Here is a 17,160-nt window from a genome sequence, read left to right as displayed (position 1 = left end):
CAGGCTAACTGCCTCGCCTGCCACCACGCGCTCAACAGCAGCATCCTTAACATCCTTCGGAGTCCAACGCGTCACAACTACCTCCCGGTCGAAGTGGCGCATTCACCCCTTGACAGCACGGGGTCAGTGTCGATTATTTTTTGATGACTTCTGTTAGGTGTCTTTTGTGCTGTCTGTCCTCTCGTGTTGGCCCGCTTTAGGAATTTTCTTTTAGGAATCGGCATCTTTGCTGTAGGAGTTCGGCGTAGTTGTAGATGTCTTCGATTTCGTCTAGATCGAAGTAGTTTTGGTCTCGCTCTGTATCGAAGATGCCGATTCGAGGTGTTCTGCGGTCGAAGTAGAGCCGGGCGATTGGGTTCCGGTTGTTGTCTTGGTAGAGGATTGCGCAGTAGCTTTTCGCGTCGCGAAGCGTCACATCATTTACCGGAACTTCGGCGCAACAGATAGCTCTAATGATAGAAAATGCTTGAAGTTCTTCTTCGGTGGTGATGATTCCATCGGAATCAGGTTCTGGTTCCTCGTCCTCTTGTGTTTCAATTACGCTTTGATAGCTCGGCGTTGAAGCTTCGTCGAAGTCCTGCGCAGAACGTAGCCGCCTATTGGCTTCATCTTTTAGGAATTGTGATTGGGCGGTTTCAACGAGCTGAGTAAATATTTGTAGGTTTTGTGTGGTCATTCTGCGAGACGTGACCCTGCTTGCTATCAGCTTTACCCAATCGGAATCCGGTTCCTTGAATTGGGACGATAGTACTTTTCGTATTTCGGAGATGTACTTCAGCTGTTCTGCGGAAGCTGCTATTGTTTCCGAGTCAAAGCGAGACTTTGTGCACATCTCTAGATGGGGGAAGATACGGGCATCCACGTTTGCGAGGTCCAGCGTCATGAATGGCTTTTCGTCCATGCGGTTTGCTGCGTCTATTTGCGCATAGAATTCGTAGACTTCCCCGTTGGTGAGGATGGCGAATTCGGTGTCCGTGACGTTGAAATAGCGGACTAGTTGGTTGGCATGCCCGAGGTTGAGTGGTTCGCCTATTTTCTTGCACTCAATGAGGAATCGGAAGTCGTCTCCCGATTTGATGGCGAAGTCAACTTTTTCTCCCTTTTTAACTCCCACGTCTGCGGTGTATTCGGGGATTACTTCACGGGGGTCTGTGACGTCGTATCCCAACACTGTGCTGATGAAGGGGATGATAAGTGCAGTCTTAGTTGCTTCTTCGGTGTTAATTATGGGCTTGAGCTCTTGCACTTTGCTCGATAGGGATTGTACGGCTTGGTCGATGCTCATGGTTTCCTTCGGGGTTAAAGGTTTGCGTAGGTGAGGGAGTTTAACTTCCCACTTTGGAATAATTCCATCCATATTTTTAGCAGATGGTGGGTGACTTCGAGGTCGTCGGCTATGGCTGGTAGGCAGTCTTGGTGCCATATGGCGGAGGCTTCGAAGTCGGCTGGATTGATGAGTAGGTGGGCGGCGTATTCGTCGGCTCGTTGTTCTTGTCGTTGGTCATAGTGGCCGTTGCCGGTTGGGGTGTCACCGTAGTGTGCGTGGCCGAGTTCGTGGGCGAGGACGCTTTTGTATTGGCTGATGGATTGACCGCGTCGAGTGCTGATTATCCGTCGGTGGTGGTCGTACCAGCCGGGGCGCCCGCCCGAGTGGCGCTGTAGCTGCACGCCCATGCTTTCCGCGAGGAGGTGCAGCTCTACCGCGCTAATCGTCATCCGCATCATTCCTTTCCGCGTCTTCGTCCGGGCCGCTATAAGCAACCGCACTCAACGGCATTGAATCATCATCATCGGACACGGGGGCACCCGCACGACGAGAAGCCAGCTCGTCTATCTCATTAGCGCGGGTAGCGGGGTTGAGACGACGTGCCAGTTCGATGGCTAGTTCCCCGTCCTCAGTGGTGTCCAATAGTTTGCCGTTGTTGTCTAGGTGGCTCATGGCTTCGGCTTCGGTGACGTGTCCGAGGTCTACTAGCGCGTCGATGGGGTTTACGTGCAGTCCTCGGCTGACCTTGATTATTTCGTCAGCGGTGAGTCCGTCTTGGGTGAGGCGGCGAGTCACGGTCGGGCGTGATGCTCCGATGAGTTTGCCAATTGTTTCTGCTGTTACGCGTTGTCCTGTTGCGGACTTATACCAGTCCCGGTAATCAATCATGTCTACATCTTAGTGCGTCAATTTTGACGCACGCAACCCATTCCTGCCTTTACGAACGCTAAATGAGTGCCCCCATAGTGAATCACATTATTGACATTATGCGGACAGTGGTTCAATATTAAATCAACCGAGTGAAAGGAGGAAACAAAATGGCTCAGTTCTTAATCAGTCTGGACGAAGTGGAACGCGTTAAAAAAATAAACCGAATCGGTTCAACAGTCGAACTAGCACAACGCACCAACGTGTCCCGCTCAACCTGGGGACGCGCACTAAGCACACGAACACCCAAACCAGACGTGCTTCAAGCACTCGCGGCCCTCGGCGCTAGGCCAGAACGCATCCTCATAGCCGACGACCTAGAAGCACTCACCGCATAGAAAAGGCCCGGTGCTGGAACACCAAGCCTAAGGAAAATACCACTCACAAAGGACAGTATCACAATGGACAACCAACTGGTTCATGCCAACAATGATGGAACCCTAACCACCACCTCGGAGATTATCGCCAGCGGCGTTGGGATTCAGCACAAGAACGTACTGGAAACGATTCGTAAGAACCTAGCAGACTTCGAAGAGTTTGGAAGGGTCGCGTTTGAAACGCGAACCCGCCAAACCGCAGGCGGAGCGCAAAAGACCAACATTGCGGTCCTGAATCGTGAGCAAGCGATGTTCGCAATGACCCTGTTCCGCAATACGCCGATAGTGGTTGATTTCAAGAAGAACCTCATTAAGGCCTTTGTGGCTATGGAAAATCAACTGGTACAGGCCGAGCACCAGATTAACGCTTTGATGCGTGAGTCTCAGATGCGGATGGAGTTGTGTCAGGCGGCGAAGGGTTTGATTCATTCTGACCATTTGGAGGCGAAGGCGAGGATTGTACTCGCTCGTGGTTTGGGTGAGGTGCCGGAGTTGGACCCGGAGACTCGGCCCTTGTACACGGCGGATTTTTTGAAGTCGAAGAACCTGTCCAACAAGAAGATGAAGTCCGTGGCGCCGATGTTCGGTAAGCGCATGAAGGCACTGTACACGCTGGAAAAGGGACGCGAACCAGAAAAGTATGACCTTACCCTGCCTAACGGTCAGGTGCGCCAGGTTAACGGCTACACCGAGGCCGACCGGGAGCTGATGCAGCAGGTGTGGGATGAGTACTACGCCTAGCGCATATGTAAAAGCCACGTGTGTGGGCGGTATTGGTCGAATGCGTTTAGAGGAGTGTTGTTGATGTTTACCAGTCTATGGTCTTGGCTGCGGGGCCGTGGGGCCAGCCGGGGAAGTTCTGTTGGTCGGTTGGGGAATTATGAATTGCCTTCCACTTTCCGAGTGGCGAGTGCCGGCGCCGATGGAGGTGTTCGAATGGACGCCATCGCCATTGTTGAGCCTCTTGAGCCAGGTTCATCCGGAGTGCTTGATACCGAATCTTGTTTTTCAGAATGGCAGGATGTGGAGTCTGCCATGCGACATGTAGGTGTACTTTATCCAGGTCGCTACACGGTATTTTTAGAACCTTCGGGCCGAATTTTTCTCCAGGCTGAAGCTGAGTCTCGGGGTAGAGGTCCCAGTGTTCGCCATTGTCTCAGAGGAGGGACATCTTGACTCCGTAGAGGGGTTGGAAGCCCTGGTAGTGGAGTTGTATTTCGATTTCGTCAATGGGCTCTTTCATTCCTGAGGCGATGGTGGGGGTTCCGTAGTTGCTGAAGCCCATTGCTATTTGGTGTGCGCCGTCGTATTGGCGGGCGTGTTGGAATTGTTTGATTCCTAGTAGTAGTGCGGCAAGTCCGGTTATTGCGCTTATGAGTGCAGTTATTGCCATGAGTTTATTTTAGCCCGACTCAGCAGGCGCTGAAATATCGTCACTTTTCGTCACATCGAGGGTGTATCAATACCCGTTAATAACGTCACGGGACTTTAAGCGCTAGGTAGTCCGCCCGGGGAGCGTGGCCCCGGTAGCGCACAGGGTCGAAAGACCCGAGCTGTACAGAGAACTGAATTAGTGAATTGTCCTGATAGAAGATACTGGGCCAAGAACCACGTTGACGTGTCCGTGAAGCATTGGCCAAGCCGACAGGCAGGAACCCCGCCGTAAGCGGGAGGGAACCACCAAGGACGTAAAACACTAGGCCGTGAATGAGCTACTCCCCGGGTGCAAGTCCTGGGCGCGGCACTGGCCTCACACACCGTGAGGCGGATAGTTGATTGTGGAGAGGAGGTGTTTCGGTATGGTTGCTCCGATTATTATTTCGGCGTGTGCCTTGATTTCTGCGGGGTGCGCTATCTATGTCAACCACATCAATCGGCATTAGCAATTGCTGCTTTTTGCTGCTGTTTACCTTCGCTGTCTGTCCACTGTAGGACGTATTTTCCCTGGAAGCCAAGGAGTACTTCGATGACGTCTCCGTGGTCGAGGGCGGCGGCGGTTTCAGCGCTCATGGTGGCTGCTTGGTCGTCTCTGGTTGGGTTGATGCTGACGTTGGTGATGATTTCACCGGTTTCGTTGGCGATGGCGTAGTTCTTTTTGCTCTCGTGGTGCAGGGTGACGTTTCGTCAGTTCGCTGCGGCGAGTTTCTGCGTGTATGCGGAGATTGCTGCTTGTGCTTCGGCGATTTTTCGTTGTTCTGCTGCGGCTTGTTCGGCGCTGCGGGCGGCTCGGTCGGAGCTTTCTGCGGCTTCGGCTTGTGCAGTCTCTGCTGATTTGCGTGATTTTGATGCGTCTATTGCTTGCCAGAGTGCGATGCCGGCGGAGACTGCGGCGATGAGTGTGGAGATTATTTCGAACGCGTTCATGCTTTCACATTTTATCTGGCCTCTTCAGGTGGCCTGAAGGGGCGTACTAGCGCAGAGGAGTAACTATTCACATTTTTCTTGTACCTACTACAGGGGCTAAAGAAATTTGTGCTTACAAAAGACCACCGGGGTGCAACTCCCCGGCTGCGCACTAGGGGTTGTTAAGGGCGGGTTGGACACTGACCGCTTCAAGGGCAGTATCCCAGGATTTGGCGGCTTCCGGCACTTGCCGCTGCTGCGCTCTGCTGCACCTGCATCCCCGTTTATTTTTCGGAAGTTTTCATGGGTGAAGGCCCCTGCATGAACTGAGAAGTGCAGGGGCCTTACCCGTGATTCAATCTCTTCTTTCCAGAAAGGGCGTTATGGATTGTATCAGGAAATGGTTTACCGCGAAGGAAGCTGCTGAGTATATGGGTATGCATCCGGAGACGGTGTATCGATTTTTGCAGCGTAAAGAATTGCGTTCGGTGAAGGCCGGGCGTACGTATCGCGTCAAGTCTGAGTGGTGTGATGCTTTTTTGATGGGGGAGAACCAATGGGTTTTATAAAACGCATGTTCCAAGGAACTAATCGAACTTTTGTCATGATTTGGAGGTAGATGATGCGTCAGATTACAGCTTCTGAGGCGAAGGCTTATATGAGGGATATTGAGGCTCGGCTGAAGACGATTTACAACCTTGCTCATCTTCCTGAGAAGACTCGTCGTCAAATTCTCACGCTTGCTAGTGGTGCCAATAGTGTGGCCGGCCAGATTTCTGCTTATGAGAGGAGGTTTTGTCATGTGCGTAAGTAATCGCTCGGAGCGCTGGGAGCCGACGTATAAGGAGTTGGCGTATTGGCAGGATGTTGCCGCTAAGCGGGTTCGCCTGTGTTGGGCTACTGGCGTGTTTGGCGGCATGGTTGGATTTGTTTTCCATTGGGTTATTTCGGTGCCGCCAGTATGGATGTAGGAATCACGTTAGAACAGGCATACCAGAAGTTTCGCCCTGTCCTCTATAAGGGGGAGTGGGTGGTGAACCTTGGGGATGCGCCGCGTAGGTATCAGACGGTGAGGGCAGCGAGGGAGTATATCAAGCGCTGCTATGAGCAGCGGGACCGCTGCCTTTATGCGAACTGCCTACTTGAGGGTGAGGACATTCCTGGTGTAGGGGTTGGGTTCCGGTTCTGTGAGCGCCATGCGAGGAATGCGAAGAAAGTTCTGCGTGAGTCGAATAAGGGCACCACGATTTTTAAGAGGAAGAACTAAATTGAGGACATTCAAACCAGAGAATAATGATGAGTGGTTCGAGTTCCGCCGTCAGCACCTCACCTCAACGGAGCTAAGGGACCTGCATTTAAGCAGGACTGCTAGACAGTGGCAGGAGCTGCGCGAGCAGAAAGAAACAGGGAAGCGGTGGGGCGGTAATGACTACACGGTTTGGGGCACTGCCCGCGAACCCGTGCTGGCGCCGCTTGTGGTGGAGGTTGATTCGCGTCTTGTGTACAACGCGGACCCGCAAACCATCATCATCAACAAAGATGATGAGCGCCTGTGTGGCACCCCAGACCTTTTCAGTGAGGACGGGGAGGTCATTGGTGAGATTAAAACCGCTAAACACCCGTTCACTGGTGGGTATTGGCATGATTGGTGCCCCGACGGGTACTACCTGCAGGTGCAGGCAAACATGTGGCATGCGGGCGCCGAGGCGTGCGTGCTGCTAGTGGAGTACTACCAGGAGCAGGACGGCGAGTTCACCCCGGACGGGTACGAATATCAGGTAATCCACTATGACCCCAAGGTGGTGGAGGGCATGCAACGCACCGCCGCCGAGTGGTTCGCTTGGCTGGAAGGCACTACCCCGGATTGGATGGGTGAGGTCACCAGCCTAGAAGACGCCGACGAGGTAGAAGGCCTCGTAGCGCAACTAGCGGACGCGGAAGAAAAACCCGCCAGCTGGTCTGACCTAGCCAAGACCTACAAGAAAGACCTTTTGAAACTACTCGGTGATTCCTACGCGGGTACGCACGCCGGCTACAAGGTGAGTGTGTCCACCACCAAGGATTCTAAGACATTCGACTCTAAGGCGTTTAAGACCGCCCACCCGGACCTCTACGCCGAGTTCAACACCAAAACCCGCCGAGGCTCCACACGCCTCCGACTCACAAAGGTCGTCAACTAATGAGCATCTACACCACAGAACCAAGCAAGGGGGCAAAGAACCGCGCCCTAAACAGAGCACAATGCGAAGCCTTCGACTGGATGCGCGACCACGGAGACACGTTCCCAGAAATGCGTGACCTCTACCAACAAATCCACGACCAAGCAGACAAGGAGCGCCAGAAACTATGACTCCAATTCCGAGTGATATGCCGCGGCGACGACTCGAAGTCGCACGCACCGTGACAGAAGCAAACTATGCGGCGCTGACTGCTTTTGCCGACCAGGCACATTACCTCATGGAGTGCTTCACCGCCCGCGGCCACGATGAGGAAACCGCCCTCACACTCACAGAAATCACCCTCGACCGATTCGACGACGAAAGGAACATCTAACAGTGAATAATCAACTTGATACTGTCAACGATTCTATGCCTGAGCTCAGTGATAATGGACTTAGCGGTCTCATGCGCCAGGCTGAAGCTATGGATGCCGCACATAAATTGGCGACTGTCCTATGTAATACCCAGATGGTGCCACAGACTTTTCGCGGTAAGCCTGATGATGGTGCTGCCGCAATCCTTTATGGTGCCGAGCTTGGGCTGAAGCCTCAACAGGCTTTGCAGCAAGTATTCGTCATTCATGGGCAGCCAGCTATTTACGCTCGAACTATGGTGGCTTTGCTTAAGGGCAAGGGCTATAAGTTCAAGACAGTGGAATCCAGTGATGAGTCTGTAACGGTGCGTGGCGTGGCGCCGAGTGGGGAGCAGGAGTCGTCCACGTGGACTATCGACCGTGCTAAGAAGGCGGGCTATACCTCTAATAAGAGATATCAAACCGACCCGCAGGCCATGTTGTACGCCAAGGCCGCTTCGGAAGTGTCTCGCCGCCTTGCCCCTAACGTTCTTCTGGGCATTAAGTACGCTGCCGAGGACCTGGAATTGGAGCCGGTAAAGATGAACGCTACTCGTCAGGATGTAGCTGCTCAAGCAGTCTCCGCGCCGGCACCAAAGATGCGGCAGGAGCCCGAGCAGGAACCGGAAGATGACCAGTTCGTGCGGGATGTAAAAGCCGCACTCGCAGAGCTGACTAGTGCTGAGGCAGTCACCGACTTCATGAACGAAATCCGCGAAGAAAGTGATGTGCCCCAAAAAGTAATCAACCTTGGCCGCGACCGCTGGAACGAACTGCAGGAGAACAAATAAATGATTGACCTCATTACACTCACCGGCGGACTCCCACGCGACGCAGAACTACGATTCACCCCGCAGGGCGCCGCGGTGGCTAACTTCACCCTAGCTAGCTCAGACAATAGGTTTGACCAGGAGCAGAACCAGTGGGTAAAGACTCGCAGCATGTACCTAGATGTAACCATCTGGAACGAGCAAGGCAATAAGCAGAATCCCACCCCGTGGGCTGAGATGGCCGCTGATTTGAAAAAGGGTGACCAGGTTGCGGTTACTGGCAAGCTTGTGACTCGCTCGTGGGAAACCAAGGACGGTGAAAAGCGCAGCAAGGTCGAGTTCCGTGCTACGCGCTTTTACAAGCTTCCTACCGCGCCGCAGCAGCAGCCCAGCCAGGCGCAGCAGTCGTGGGATAACGCCGCGCAGAATGGACAAACCGCTGCTAGCGGGGCGTGGTCGACCCCGCCGGCACAATCGGGACAGCAGAATCAGGAGCCACCATTTTAAATGGGGTATGTAAAGATTCAAGCCGCCGAACTTCCCGAATACAAGGGCAAAAGGGTGGTTCTTTTCCCCTCTACCTTTGACCCAGAGAAGATTGCCGACCGCATCACCTACGCCGCCGAATACGACGGCACAGTTCACGGGGCCACCAGAGACGGACGCTTCACTCTCAAAGCAACCTCCACCGTCCTCGTCGACCCCACCACATAACCCCGTTTTGTTCAGGACCTCAATAGTCCACAGGCGGGGTCTATTTCTAACCCCAACGGACTTTATCCATGACTGACCCTGACCACCGTGCCCGCCAGGACATGCGCGCCTACTTGGAATCCCAAGACGTGTACTGCGCTAGGCCGGACTTCCTCGATGCATTAATCCAGTTATTCCAATCCATAGAAAAGGAGGTACAAGACGATGACTTGGTTCAAGGTTGACGATGGCTTCTACGACCATCCGAAGTTTCTTGACGTGCCTAACGCTGCTATCGGTTTGTGGACTAAATCGGGCGCATGGTGCGGCAAACATCTAACCGACGGAGTCATCCCGGCAAGCCAAGTCAAACGATTTAAAGGCACGAAATCTCAAATAAATGCGCTCGTTTCTGCGGGCATTTGGGTTGAAGGTAGGTCCGAAAACGGTGCGAAAGTGTTCCGCTTTCACGACTGGAATGGGTGGCAACCCAGTCGCGAACAGAAGCTAAAAGAGCGCGAAGAAGCCGCCGAAAGGCAACGCAAATCGCGCTACCGAAAACGCCAAGAGCAGGGAGAACGCGAAAATGTCACGCGTGACTCACATGTGACAGGTCAACGTGACATCGCTGTGAGTCACAGAACGGTGTCACACCGCCCCGCCCCGACCCGACCCGGCCCGACCACAGAACCTAAAGGTTCTGTAGTAGAGACCACCACCGCAAAAGCGGATGGTGGCCCCAGCCCAGACACAACCACCAAACCCAAAAAGAATCACCCCCTCCCCAGAGGCTGGGAACCAAAACCGGAGACCGTCAACAAAATCCGCACAGAACGACCAGACCTCGACCTCGCCACCGAACACGAGAACTTCTGCGACTACTGGCACTCCATCACTGGAGCCAAGGCACGGAAAGCCGACTGGGACGCAACATGGCGAGTCTGGATGCGCCGACAAAAACAAAACACCACCGGCCAGCCTCAAAAATCCAAATCCCAGCGCTACATCGAACTAGGCGAACGCATGGCACGCGAACTCGAAGCCCAAGAAGCACAAAAACCACAACCCACCGGAACGAAACAACTCGAACCGCCCTTCTAGGAGACACCCATGCCACAAGCCGAAAACATGCGACTCGCATCCCAAATCATCGCCTACGGCTCCGCAGCAGCCCCCAACAAATTCCCCAAAGACGACCCCATCGTCCTCAACGTCTGGGCAGACGTCCTAGAAACCATCAACGTCCCCGAAGACGTATGGCCCGAAGCAATCCGCTACTGGGCAGCAACCACACACACCGACACCATGGCCGGCCCCTGGGACATCATCAACGCCGCTAAACAAGTCATCAAACAGTGGGAACGCAACGAATCAAAGAAATACATCCTCGAAGCCCACAGGTGGAAACACCGCGTAGCCCGCGCCAAACGCAACTACGGCGACCAGTTCACCCTCGACAAAGTCATCCCACCGCCACACTGGTCCGGCATCGACGAAACCCAAGACCCCGAAGGCCACGACGTGGTCGAAATAGCCCGCGCCGGATGGCACCGCGCCCAACAACAACCCCCAGAGGTGGAGATGCAACCTGAGGAGTTCTTCCAACGCCTCAAACGAGGAATCAACCCAAACCGCCTACCCGCCCCAGAAGAAGACACACAACCACCCCAAAACACCCCCTAGGAGCCCCACAGAGCTACAAACACAACGCCTGTGGGCAAACACCCCAGAAATACGAACCAGCGCCGCAGAAAGGCCACAAATGTCACGAAACAGAAACAGCGCCAAACAAGCCGGAGCACGCTTTGAACGCCTCATAAGCGACTTCCTCCGTGACAACCTCGACGACCGCATAGACAGGAAGGTCCGCACGGGAGCACGCGACACCGGGGACGTTGCCAACGTCCGAGACTCACACAACCGCCGCATCGTCATAGAAACCAAAAATTATGGCGGCAGAGTCCACCTAGCCGAGTGGACCAAAGAAGCCCACCAAGAAGCCGAAAATGATGACGCCCACGTAGGACTCGTAATAGCCAAACGACGCGGCACAACCAACCCCGAAAAACAATGGGCAATTATGGAAGTCGAAGACCTCATAAAACTACTAAAAGGACCAGGCGATGACGCCTAGTAAGTCCCGCCTAAAGCATTTTCAAATTGCACCAAAAACTGTAAAATTCATAGAAAGAAGAACAGAATCCCACTAATGCGCAAAGGAGCCAAAGGAGATGCCAGTCATTCCACGGCTCGAGACAGGTGAACCCCTCACCCCAGCAGCCGACGCAAACCAAGCAATCACCATTTCCTACACTGACGCTGCAGGAGTCGCTGACTTACCCATCGACCCAGAACAAATTGCACGAGTCTACGACGTTCAAGTCTACGAATACGACCTCCCCCGCGAACTCTCAGGCTACCTAGACTGGGACGACCAAGGCGCTTTCATCGTAGTTAACCAATGGCACGGACCCGAGCGGAAACGCTTTACCATAGCTCACGAGCTTGGTCACTATTACGACACTCTGCGCCGAAATCTTCCAAAGGAGAGGAGAGATAGAGGACCGCTTGCGTCAACCGGAACGGACATCGAAGAAATCTACGCCAACAGATTCGCAGCAGCACTGTTGATGCCCGCAGAGGCCGTAAAAAACAAGTTCGTACAAATCCAAGACGTCGGAATCCTGGCGCGTACCTTCAATGTGTCGAAAGACGCCATGGGAATCAGGCTTAATAGCCTCGGATTAGTGTAATGGACAGCTCCTCTGCAAAAGACCCAAGCCCACAACAACCTCAAATTTCCGAGGAAGAAAAGAACACCGAAGGCACACATGGCATAGATGAAACAAACTTTCCAACCAGCTTCAAAGAGCAGAACCCATCATGGATGCCAGGCTGGCTTTCTAAAGTCTTCGACCGGCGTCCTAAAAAGGATCACCGCCCAACGCGTGAAGAGCTAGAAAAAGACAGATACAAAGCTGACACCCGATATCGAACCATTTACGCCAAAACCTTTTTAACAATACTTATCGGACAGCTTGTAGTTGCACATATCTTTCTCTACGAAATTGCTAACGGCCCACATAAACCAGACGCTGAAGGTTTCTATTTATCCGACCAAGTCATAATCGCCTACCTAACCTCCATCGTCGTCGAGGTAATAGGTCTTGTTTACGGCATTGTTCGTGGAATTTATCTTTTGCCCGAACACAAATAAATAGACTACCCCCTCAACCCGCTACCAAAAGCGTAGCGGGTTTTCTCATATCTAAGGAGTTACCCAATGATTTACGCATGGCCCCACGATGATGCCAACGAACCCAACCCAGACGAAGAACCCGAATACGACCCCTGGCAAGACCACGCCTACGAACTCTGGGCAGACAAATAACCCTTACCCAACCACACGGAGCAACGATGACTAACCTCACCACCAACCACACGGAGAAAGAATAACCCTTGGAACAAGCCCACACGCAGTCAGAAGACAGGCACACACCACACACAACAAAAGCATGGCCCACCGCACGAACCATCTGTTACAAACTCCAACAACAAGGCCACAACGTAAGCCCAGAGCTACTGCGGAAATGGGTTGAGCGGGGAGCTATATACGCGAAAAAAGAACAGGGAAACGTTAATATCTATTCATTGAGTGAAGTTCTACAATAGGTAAAGAGAGTCCGTGAAACTTAACGAAGAACACCCGTTCTCAAAGGGCACCATAAACCGTATCGGAGAAGGGATTAGAGGTAGGAGGGAGCTCAATGAAGATGACTATCTTCAAGTAATGGCATGGTTCGATAAGTTAAATGAAACCGTTATTACAATTGCTTTAGAAGAGGTTGAGGAGTTCTCTCAAAGCGAGGATTTTCATGGCGAGACTTATCGAATTAAACCTCCAATCGAGTCCAGTCATCGGGTAAAAACTGATGACACCATAGCCGATAAGCTTGATCGGCTTAGTACAAAACTCAGCCGTGTCCAGGATTTGGCCGGGTGTCGTTTGGACCTTGACTGTTCTTTGGATTGTTTGTCAGAAATTTCTGACGTCTTGCAGGCCCGGTTTGAGACCGAAGGTGCAGCGGTAAAAGAAAGAAACTATTTAAAAGATTCCCAGTATGGATATCGTGCAATACATCTTCACTTGACTGCTCCTGCGGGGCGTGTTGAGCTTCAGTTAAGAACTAAGACGCAGGCAGCTTGGGCAAATTTAAATGAGGTGATCGGGGATAAATTTGGTCGAGTCCATCGGTACAGCGAACTTCCTGATGGTGCGCCAGAAATCTACAAGATGCTGGTAGATAAGGCGCAGGATATTGCAGAAGCGATACAGGAGCTCGAAGAAAAGAAAGCAAAATTATTTCGTCAGATAGACAGCGATATACGTAAGAAAGGGGTAGACTGCGGTCCATATCAAGATGTCAGGTTGGATATTGATAAACTTGACGACAAATTGGTTGTTCAACTGAAGCAATTGGCTGATTCAATTGGCTCTATTGGTGAAGAAGCTTAAGGCAAAGGAGTGGCAGTGACTTCCTATCTCATTGAATATCATAGGCCGTCAGGCGAAGTCTCTGTGACGTCGTATGTGGATGCTCAGGCAGCGTTAGAAGAGCGGATACATCGCTCGCGAATTCGCAGAAGCCGAGACACTGAAATTGTCACAGTCAGGGCGAACTCCATGGAATCTTTACGGAACACTCATGCACGATACTTTGCGCGGAGTGATGCCTGAATTTCTGTCACGCTGTGTGCTATAATCGTCGACGCGACGACACTATATGCCCTCAACACACGTTGGGGGCATTCGTCGCTTTCAAAAGCCTTGTTGCCTGACTCAACGACCACTAAAACGGCAAATTCAGTAACTGACCAATGAGATGCAGGCCACTGGTTCACGACCAGAACAAGGCACAAAACCGAACTCGACCACCAGAACCCATAAAGGACCCGCAAGAAGTCTGGCTCACAGCAAAACCCTCACCTACAGGTTGAGATAACAGGGGTATCAAATCACACCCGAACTACTGCGGAAATAGGCAGAAAGAGAAAAAATTCGAAAAGGACAATCAACGGAACTAACCGGTATTTGCTAAATGACGTGCAGAGATTGCTTTACAAAAAGCAGGAGTGAAGCAAAATCGAGAAATGCGACCATGACCCGCTGGTACCCAATGTCCGTGCCACAGACTATATTCAGACATACTTGAAGCAGAGGAGGTCCTAAAAATGTCACTTACAATCAGGCGCCACACACCGGAAGATTTGTACCGTCGCCACGATGAGCTTTCGAGACAACTTACTAGTGCATATTCCTCAGTTGAAGGCGCTCCGATCAGCCTCCGAGACCTTCGTGACTTGGCTTCAATGGGTTGCCTTTCGACGGAAGAACGTGAACTTTATGACGAACTTCGTCGCGTAGAAATGATGCTCGACATTGACAAGTAGCTCAGTCACGCAACGAGAATTCAGCGACAAATCAGCACAAGATTTCGCTTCCGAAGTGCTTGCAATATTGATGGCAGCGTTGCCGCTGCGGGAATCACAATTCAAGAAACACCTTGACGTAAATGACCAGTCTGGCGTTTACGTCATTTCGTTTCATGCACCGCTGCATTACGGTCGGGGGACCTCAAGCATTGAAGAATGCGAATGCCTCAGCACCTGTGATCTATATACCCTAGCTGTTACTTACAAGCTGCAAAGTGACCGAAGTGGGCAGTACCTGACTGTTAGACACAGTGATTATTCAATCCGCGTCCATACACAATCTGCAATCAAATTTGAATACGAGCGCAACAAGGAGCGGGTTCCAGCTGCCCATATTCACTTTTCGGGCATTGGGGGCTGCTTAGCCCAGCCCTAATGAAAAATGGACGGACTAGTAAAACCGATAAACGGAAAGACGGAGACATAAGCCCACTCCATGTACCGGTAGGGGGCCATCGATTCCGGCCATCGCTTGAGGAATTCCTGTATTTCGTAATTCAGGAATGCGGGTTTCGAGGAAAGAACGGTTGGGAGGTAGCGCTGAAAGATTCTCGAGAAAAGTGGTTTGACATTCAACTCCAGGCATCTGTTCGAGATAACCCCGCCGTCGCGATGGATGCTTTAGAACGCTTAGGTTTCAAAGTGACCCCACCAGAAACTGGGTGTCCTCCTGCTCGGCGGCATTCCAGCTGGTGATTGTCACGCTGTGTGCTATAATCGTCGACGCGACGACACAATATGCCCTCAACACACGTTGGGGGCATTCGTCGCTTTAACCAAGCCTTGTAGCCACCTCACCCTGTAACTAACCATTAAGCATTGAAAGTTAGAACAGCTCTGAGCAACACCCGAGGCGCAGGCCACCAGCTCACGACTGGAACAAGGCACAACAATCAAATCCCTACTTCTTGGCCGGCAGCCCAGCCGCATGCAACGCCCCAGCAATCAACACCGGCTGAAACAACAGACGCACAAAGCGCTTAGTATCAGTATCCAACCCGAACCCATTATGCCGCTCCGCATATTGAGCAATATTCCCAGGGAAGATAGCGGTATAAAAAGCCGCCAACGCAACACCAAAATCAGCGCGACGGCGCCGCGACAGCAACAAACCTGCCCCTAACACAATCTCCGCTACACCGGACGCCACAACAACAGCATCCTTGGAACCAGGAAACCAATCAGGAACCTGAGCCTGAAACTCCTCACGCTGATGAGTCAAATGTGACACACCAGCAAACGACATAAACCCACCAAGAACACCAGCAGTAAAATACTCACTAAACTTACTCATACCTAAAACCTACTCCTCAAAATCACTCAGCAACGAAATAATTTCAGCCACGCCCAACATCTAGCTGTGTCTTAAACTCCGTGCCCCGACCAGCAAAAAACCACAGCAGAGGCCCAATGAGCGGATACGCAAGTGCTGCCAAAACCAACAAAAGCTTAACGCCCCAACCAAAACCAGACCGCACAATTGACACCACAGCGCAAAACCAAAAAACAAGCGGCACAACAACAAGCAAAATAGGTACGATGCCCCACCACGTATTGTTCGGGTCAGAACCGTGCTCAGCCAAAAAATACAGCACAGCAATACCTTCCAAAATCGACAAAAACGAAACTTCACTACCCCGAAACCAATCAAACCACAGTCAATACAGTCTCAGGGAAGTGAACACCAGCAAGCCTAACCGACGAACCCATCATCCGCTCAACACCATGCCAAACTAGTAGGCTAAAGCTCAACCCTAAATAACACCGAAAGGCAACCCTGAAATGAGCACAAAAACCCCGACAAACCCACTCAACACACCACACCTAGACGCACTCAGAGACCAAGTCAGCAATATTGCACTTGCCCTACTAAGCACTATTGCAATAGCAACCCTACTCGTAATAGCCGCACGGCAAATCTACTTTTTCACCCGATATCGAGACCCAGCCGTACGTCGCCTAGCCAAACGCAAAGCAGCAGTCGAATACAAAGCAAACGTAAAAATAACAGAAATCAGCCCCAAAGGCTGGATTAAAATAGCACCAAAAGACAAAGAATGGTGGGAACTGCTAGCCAAAACCCGACAACTTGACGATATCCTCAAAATCCCAACCAGAATCAAAATCTCAAATCAACTAGTACAAATAGCAACGCTAATTCCAAACTCTACATCAATACCCGGAAAAATGACCTACGACCCCAATACCGACCTACTCACACTAGGTCGCAACACCCAAACAAAAAAGAAAGCCCACCTGCAACTCGAAACAACCTCCAACATAGTAGTCGCCGGCCAGCCCGGAACCGGGAAAACAACACTCCTAAAAGGAATCATGGACGCAGTACGGCCAAACGCTCACGTACTCTACTTCAACGGATCAGCCGGCGACACAACAGAAATCGCCAAAAGCCTACAACAACTAGAAGAACTAAAACAACAACGTCTACAAGACGGCATCGACTACTGGCGAGAGAAAAACGACAACCAGCACCTAGCAATCTTTATCTTCGACGAAATCCAGGAATACTTCCAAACAAAAGACAAAAAGAATACGCCAGCACCCCAGACAGAAATAAAAATCGCAAAAGCTACAAAGGCGATGCAAAACTGCCACCAAGTGGGAATCATCGTCATCATCGTCACCGCGAACCCCACACCAACCACACTGCCAACCCCCATACGAGACCAAACCAACACCCAAATATGCGCCAACGTAT

At 51.9% G+C, this 17,160-nt stretch carries 25 protein-coding genes; 17 read left to right on the top strand and 8 right to left on the bottom strand.

The genetic code is table 11. From position 1 onward, the window contains the following. Nucleotides 1–196: 196 nt before the first annotated feature. Genes MHK04_RS11865 through MHK04_RS11855 form a run of 3 tightly spaced genes read right to left on the bottom strand, consistent with a single transcriptional unit; the run spans nt 197 to nt 2,155 of the window. A complete protein-coding gene (locus MHK04_RS11865; RefSeq protein ID WP_239208899.1) occupies nt 197–1,285 on the bottom strand; it encodes a type I restriction enzyme HsdR N-terminal domain-containing protein in 1,089 nt (362 codons plus the stop codon). Between the two features lie 14 nt (nt 1,286–1,299). Further along, nucleotides 1,300–1,716 (bottom strand): ImmA/IrrE family metallo-endopeptidase, encoded by a 417-nt coding sequence (locus MHK04_RS11860; RefSeq protein ID WP_239208901.1) that lies wholly within the window; start codon nt 1,714–1,716, stop codon nt 1,300–1,302. After that, on the bottom strand, nt 1,706–2,155 hold the full coding sequence (locus MHK04_RS11855; protein ID WP_239208903.1) for a helix-turn-helix domain-containing protein: 450 nt from the start codon (nt 2,153–2,155) through the stop codon (nt 1,706–1,708). The genes MHK04_RS11860 and MHK04_RS11855 overlap by 11 nt, the downstream gene beginning before the upstream one ends. A gap of 440 nt (nt 2,156–2,595) precedes the next feature. Here MHK04_RS11855 and MHK04_RS11850 point away from each other — a divergent pair, with 440 nt between their 5' ends. Next, nucleotides 2,596–3,312: a Rha family transcriptional regulator gene (locus tag MHK04_RS11850; protein ID WP_239208905.1), complete on the top strand. Its 717-nt coding sequence runs from the start codon at nt 2,596–2,598 to the stop codon at nt 3,310–3,312. A 415-nt stretch (nt 3,313–3,727) separates the two neighbouring features. Here MHK04_RS11850 and MHK04_RS11845 read toward each other — a convergent pair whose 3' ends face one another. From MHK04_RS11845 to MHK04_RS11835, 3 genes are all read right to left on the bottom strand, one after another. Then, on the bottom strand, nt 3,728–3,964 hold the full coding sequence (locus MHK04_RS11845) for a hypothetical protein (RefSeq protein ID WP_239208907.1): 237 nt from the start codon (nt 3,962–3,964) through the stop codon (nt 3,728–3,730). A gap of 476 nt (nt 3,965–4,440) precedes the next feature. Further along, complete coding sequence (locus MHK04_RS11840; RefSeq protein ID WP_239208909.1) at nt 4,441–4,581, bottom strand: hypothetical protein; 141 nt, start codon at nt 4,579–4,581, stop codon at nt 4,441–4,443. A gap of 114 nt (nt 4,582–4,695) precedes the next feature. Beyond that, entirely contained in the window at nt 4,696–4,935 is a 240-nt protein-coding gene (locus MHK04_RS11835; RefSeq protein WP_239208911.1) for a hypothetical protein, read from the bottom strand. A gap of 329 nt (nt 4,936–5,264) precedes the next feature. On the opposite strand from MHK04_RS11835, the gene MHK04_RS11830 reads away from it, so the two are divergent. The 15 genes from MHK04_RS11830 to MHK04_RS11760 all read left to right on the top strand — a co-directional run bounded on the left by MHK04_RS11830 (nt 5,265) and on the right by MHK04_RS11760 (nt 13,464). After that, nucleotides 5,265–5,483, top strand: a complete 219-nt coding sequence (locus MHK04_RS11830; RefSeq protein WP_239208913.1) for an excisionase family DNA-binding protein — start codon at nt 5,265–5,267, stop codon at nt 5,481–5,483. A 50-nt stretch (nt 5,484–5,533) separates the two neighbouring features. Beyond that, nucleotides 5,534–5,728: a hypothetical protein gene (locus MHK04_RS11825; protein WP_239208915.1), complete on the top strand. Its 195-nt coding sequence runs from the start codon at nt 5,534–5,536 to the stop codon at nt 5,726–5,728. Between the two features lie 454 nt (nt 5,729–6,182). Then, entirely contained in the window at nt 6,183–7,094 is a 912-nt protein-coding gene (locus tag MHK04_RS11820; RefSeq protein WP_239208917.1) for a YqaJ viral recombinase family protein, read from the top strand. After that, complete coding sequence (locus MHK04_RS11815) at nt 7,094–7,264, top strand: hypothetical protein (protein WP_023021043.1); 171 nt, start codon at nt 7,094–7,096, stop codon at nt 7,262–7,264. Before MHK04_RS11820 ends, MHK04_RS11815 begins: the two co-directional genes overlap by 1 nt. Continuing rightward, nucleotides 7,261–7,467, top strand: a complete 207-nt coding sequence (locus MHK04_RS11810; RefSeq protein ID WP_239208920.1) for a hypothetical protein — start codon at nt 7,261–7,263, stop codon at nt 7,465–7,467. Before MHK04_RS11815 ends, MHK04_RS11810 begins: the two co-directional genes overlap by 4 nt. A 2-nt stretch (nt 7,468–7,469) precedes the next feature. Further along, nucleotides 7,470–8,276, top strand: coding sequence for a hypothetical protein (locus MHK04_RS11805; protein ID WP_239208922.1), 807 nt, complete (start codon nt 7,470–7,472; stop codon nt 8,274–8,276). Next, nucleotides 8,277–8,762, top strand: coding sequence for a single-stranded DNA-binding protein (locus MHK04_RS11800; RefSeq protein ID WP_239208924.1), 486 nt, complete (start codon nt 8,277–8,279; stop codon nt 8,760–8,762). Further along, nucleotides 8,763–8,969 carry a hypothetical protein gene (locus MHK04_RS11795; RefSeq protein ID WP_239208926.1) on the top strand — a complete coding sequence of 69 codons (207 nt, stop codon included), beginning with the start codon at nt 8,763–8,765 and terminating at the stop codon, nt 8,967–8,969. It abuts the gene before it with no gap. Between the two features lie 68 nt (nt 8,970–9,037). Further along, nucleotides 9,038–9,193 (top strand): hypothetical protein, encoded by a 156-nt coding sequence (locus MHK04_RS11790; RefSeq protein ID WP_023021048.1) that lies wholly within the window; start codon nt 9,038–9,040, stop codon nt 9,191–9,193. Continuing rightward, on the top strand, nt 9,174–10,049 hold the full coding sequence (locus MHK04_RS11785; RefSeq protein WP_239208928.1) for a hypothetical protein: 876 nt from the start codon (nt 9,174–9,176) through the stop codon (nt 10,047–10,049). The genes MHK04_RS11790 and MHK04_RS11785 overlap by 20 nt, the downstream gene beginning before the upstream one ends. A 9-nt stretch (nt 10,050–10,058) precedes the next feature. Next, a complete protein-coding gene (locus MHK04_RS11780; protein WP_239208930.1) occupies nt 10,059–10,631 on the top strand; it encodes a hypothetical protein in 573 nt (190 codons plus the stop codon). Between the two features lie 79 nt (nt 10,632–10,710). Continuing rightward, on the top strand, nt 10,711–11,082 hold the full coding sequence (locus MHK04_RS11775; RefSeq protein WP_239208931.1) for a hypothetical protein: 372 nt from the start codon (nt 10,711–10,713) through the stop codon (nt 11,080–11,082). A 97-nt stretch (nt 11,083–11,179) separates the two neighbouring features. Continuing rightward, the gene (locus tag MHK04_RS11770) at nt 11,180–11,701 is read left to right on the top strand and encodes an ImmA/IrrE family metallo-endopeptidase (RefSeq protein ID WP_239208933.1); all 522 of its coding nucleotides are present in this window, start codon (nt 11,180–11,182) and stop codon (nt 11,699–11,701) included. Then, nucleotides 11,701–12,165: a hypothetical protein gene (locus tag MHK04_RS11765; RefSeq protein WP_239208935.1), complete on the top strand. Its 465-nt coding sequence runs from the start codon at nt 11,701–11,703 to the stop codon at nt 12,163–12,165. Before MHK04_RS11770 ends, MHK04_RS11765 begins: the two co-directional genes overlap by 1 nt. A 468-nt stretch (nt 12,166–12,633) precedes the next feature. Then, a complete protein-coding gene (locus MHK04_RS11760; protein WP_239208937.1) occupies nt 12,634–13,464 on the top strand; it encodes a RelA/SpoT domain-containing protein in 831 nt (276 codons plus the stop codon). 1,878 nt (nt 13,465–15,342) lie between these two features. Here MHK04_RS11760 and MHK04_RS11755 read toward each other — a convergent pair. Both MHK04_RS11755 and MHK04_RS11750 read right to left on the bottom strand, forming a co-directional pair. After that, nucleotides 15,343–15,735, bottom strand: a complete 393-nt coding sequence (locus MHK04_RS11755) for a DoxX family protein (RefSeq protein WP_023021060.1) — start codon at nt 15,733–15,735, stop codon at nt 15,343–15,345. 43 nt (nt 15,736–15,778) lie between these two features. Then, nucleotides 15,779–16,060, bottom strand: coding sequence for a hypothetical protein (locus MHK04_RS11750; protein WP_239208939.1), 282 nt, complete (start codon nt 16,058–16,060; stop codon nt 15,779–15,781). 163 nt (nt 16,061–16,223) lie between these two features. Here MHK04_RS11750 and MHK04_RS11745 point away from each other — a divergent pair. Continuing rightward, nucleotides 16,224–17,160: ATP-binding protein (locus tag MHK04_RS11745; protein ID WP_239208941.1), on the top strand; the 937-nt coding region annotated here is incomplete at its 3' end.

The organism is Corynebacterium nasorum, assembly GCF_022345765.1.
GTDB classification, from domain to species: Bacteria; Actinomycetota; Actinomycetes; order Mycobacteriales; family Mycobacteriaceae; genus Corynebacterium; species Corynebacterium kefirresidentii.
The sequence above is the reverse complement of the archived record's forward strand: the minus strand, read 5'-3'. Positions and strand labels throughout refer to the sequence as shown.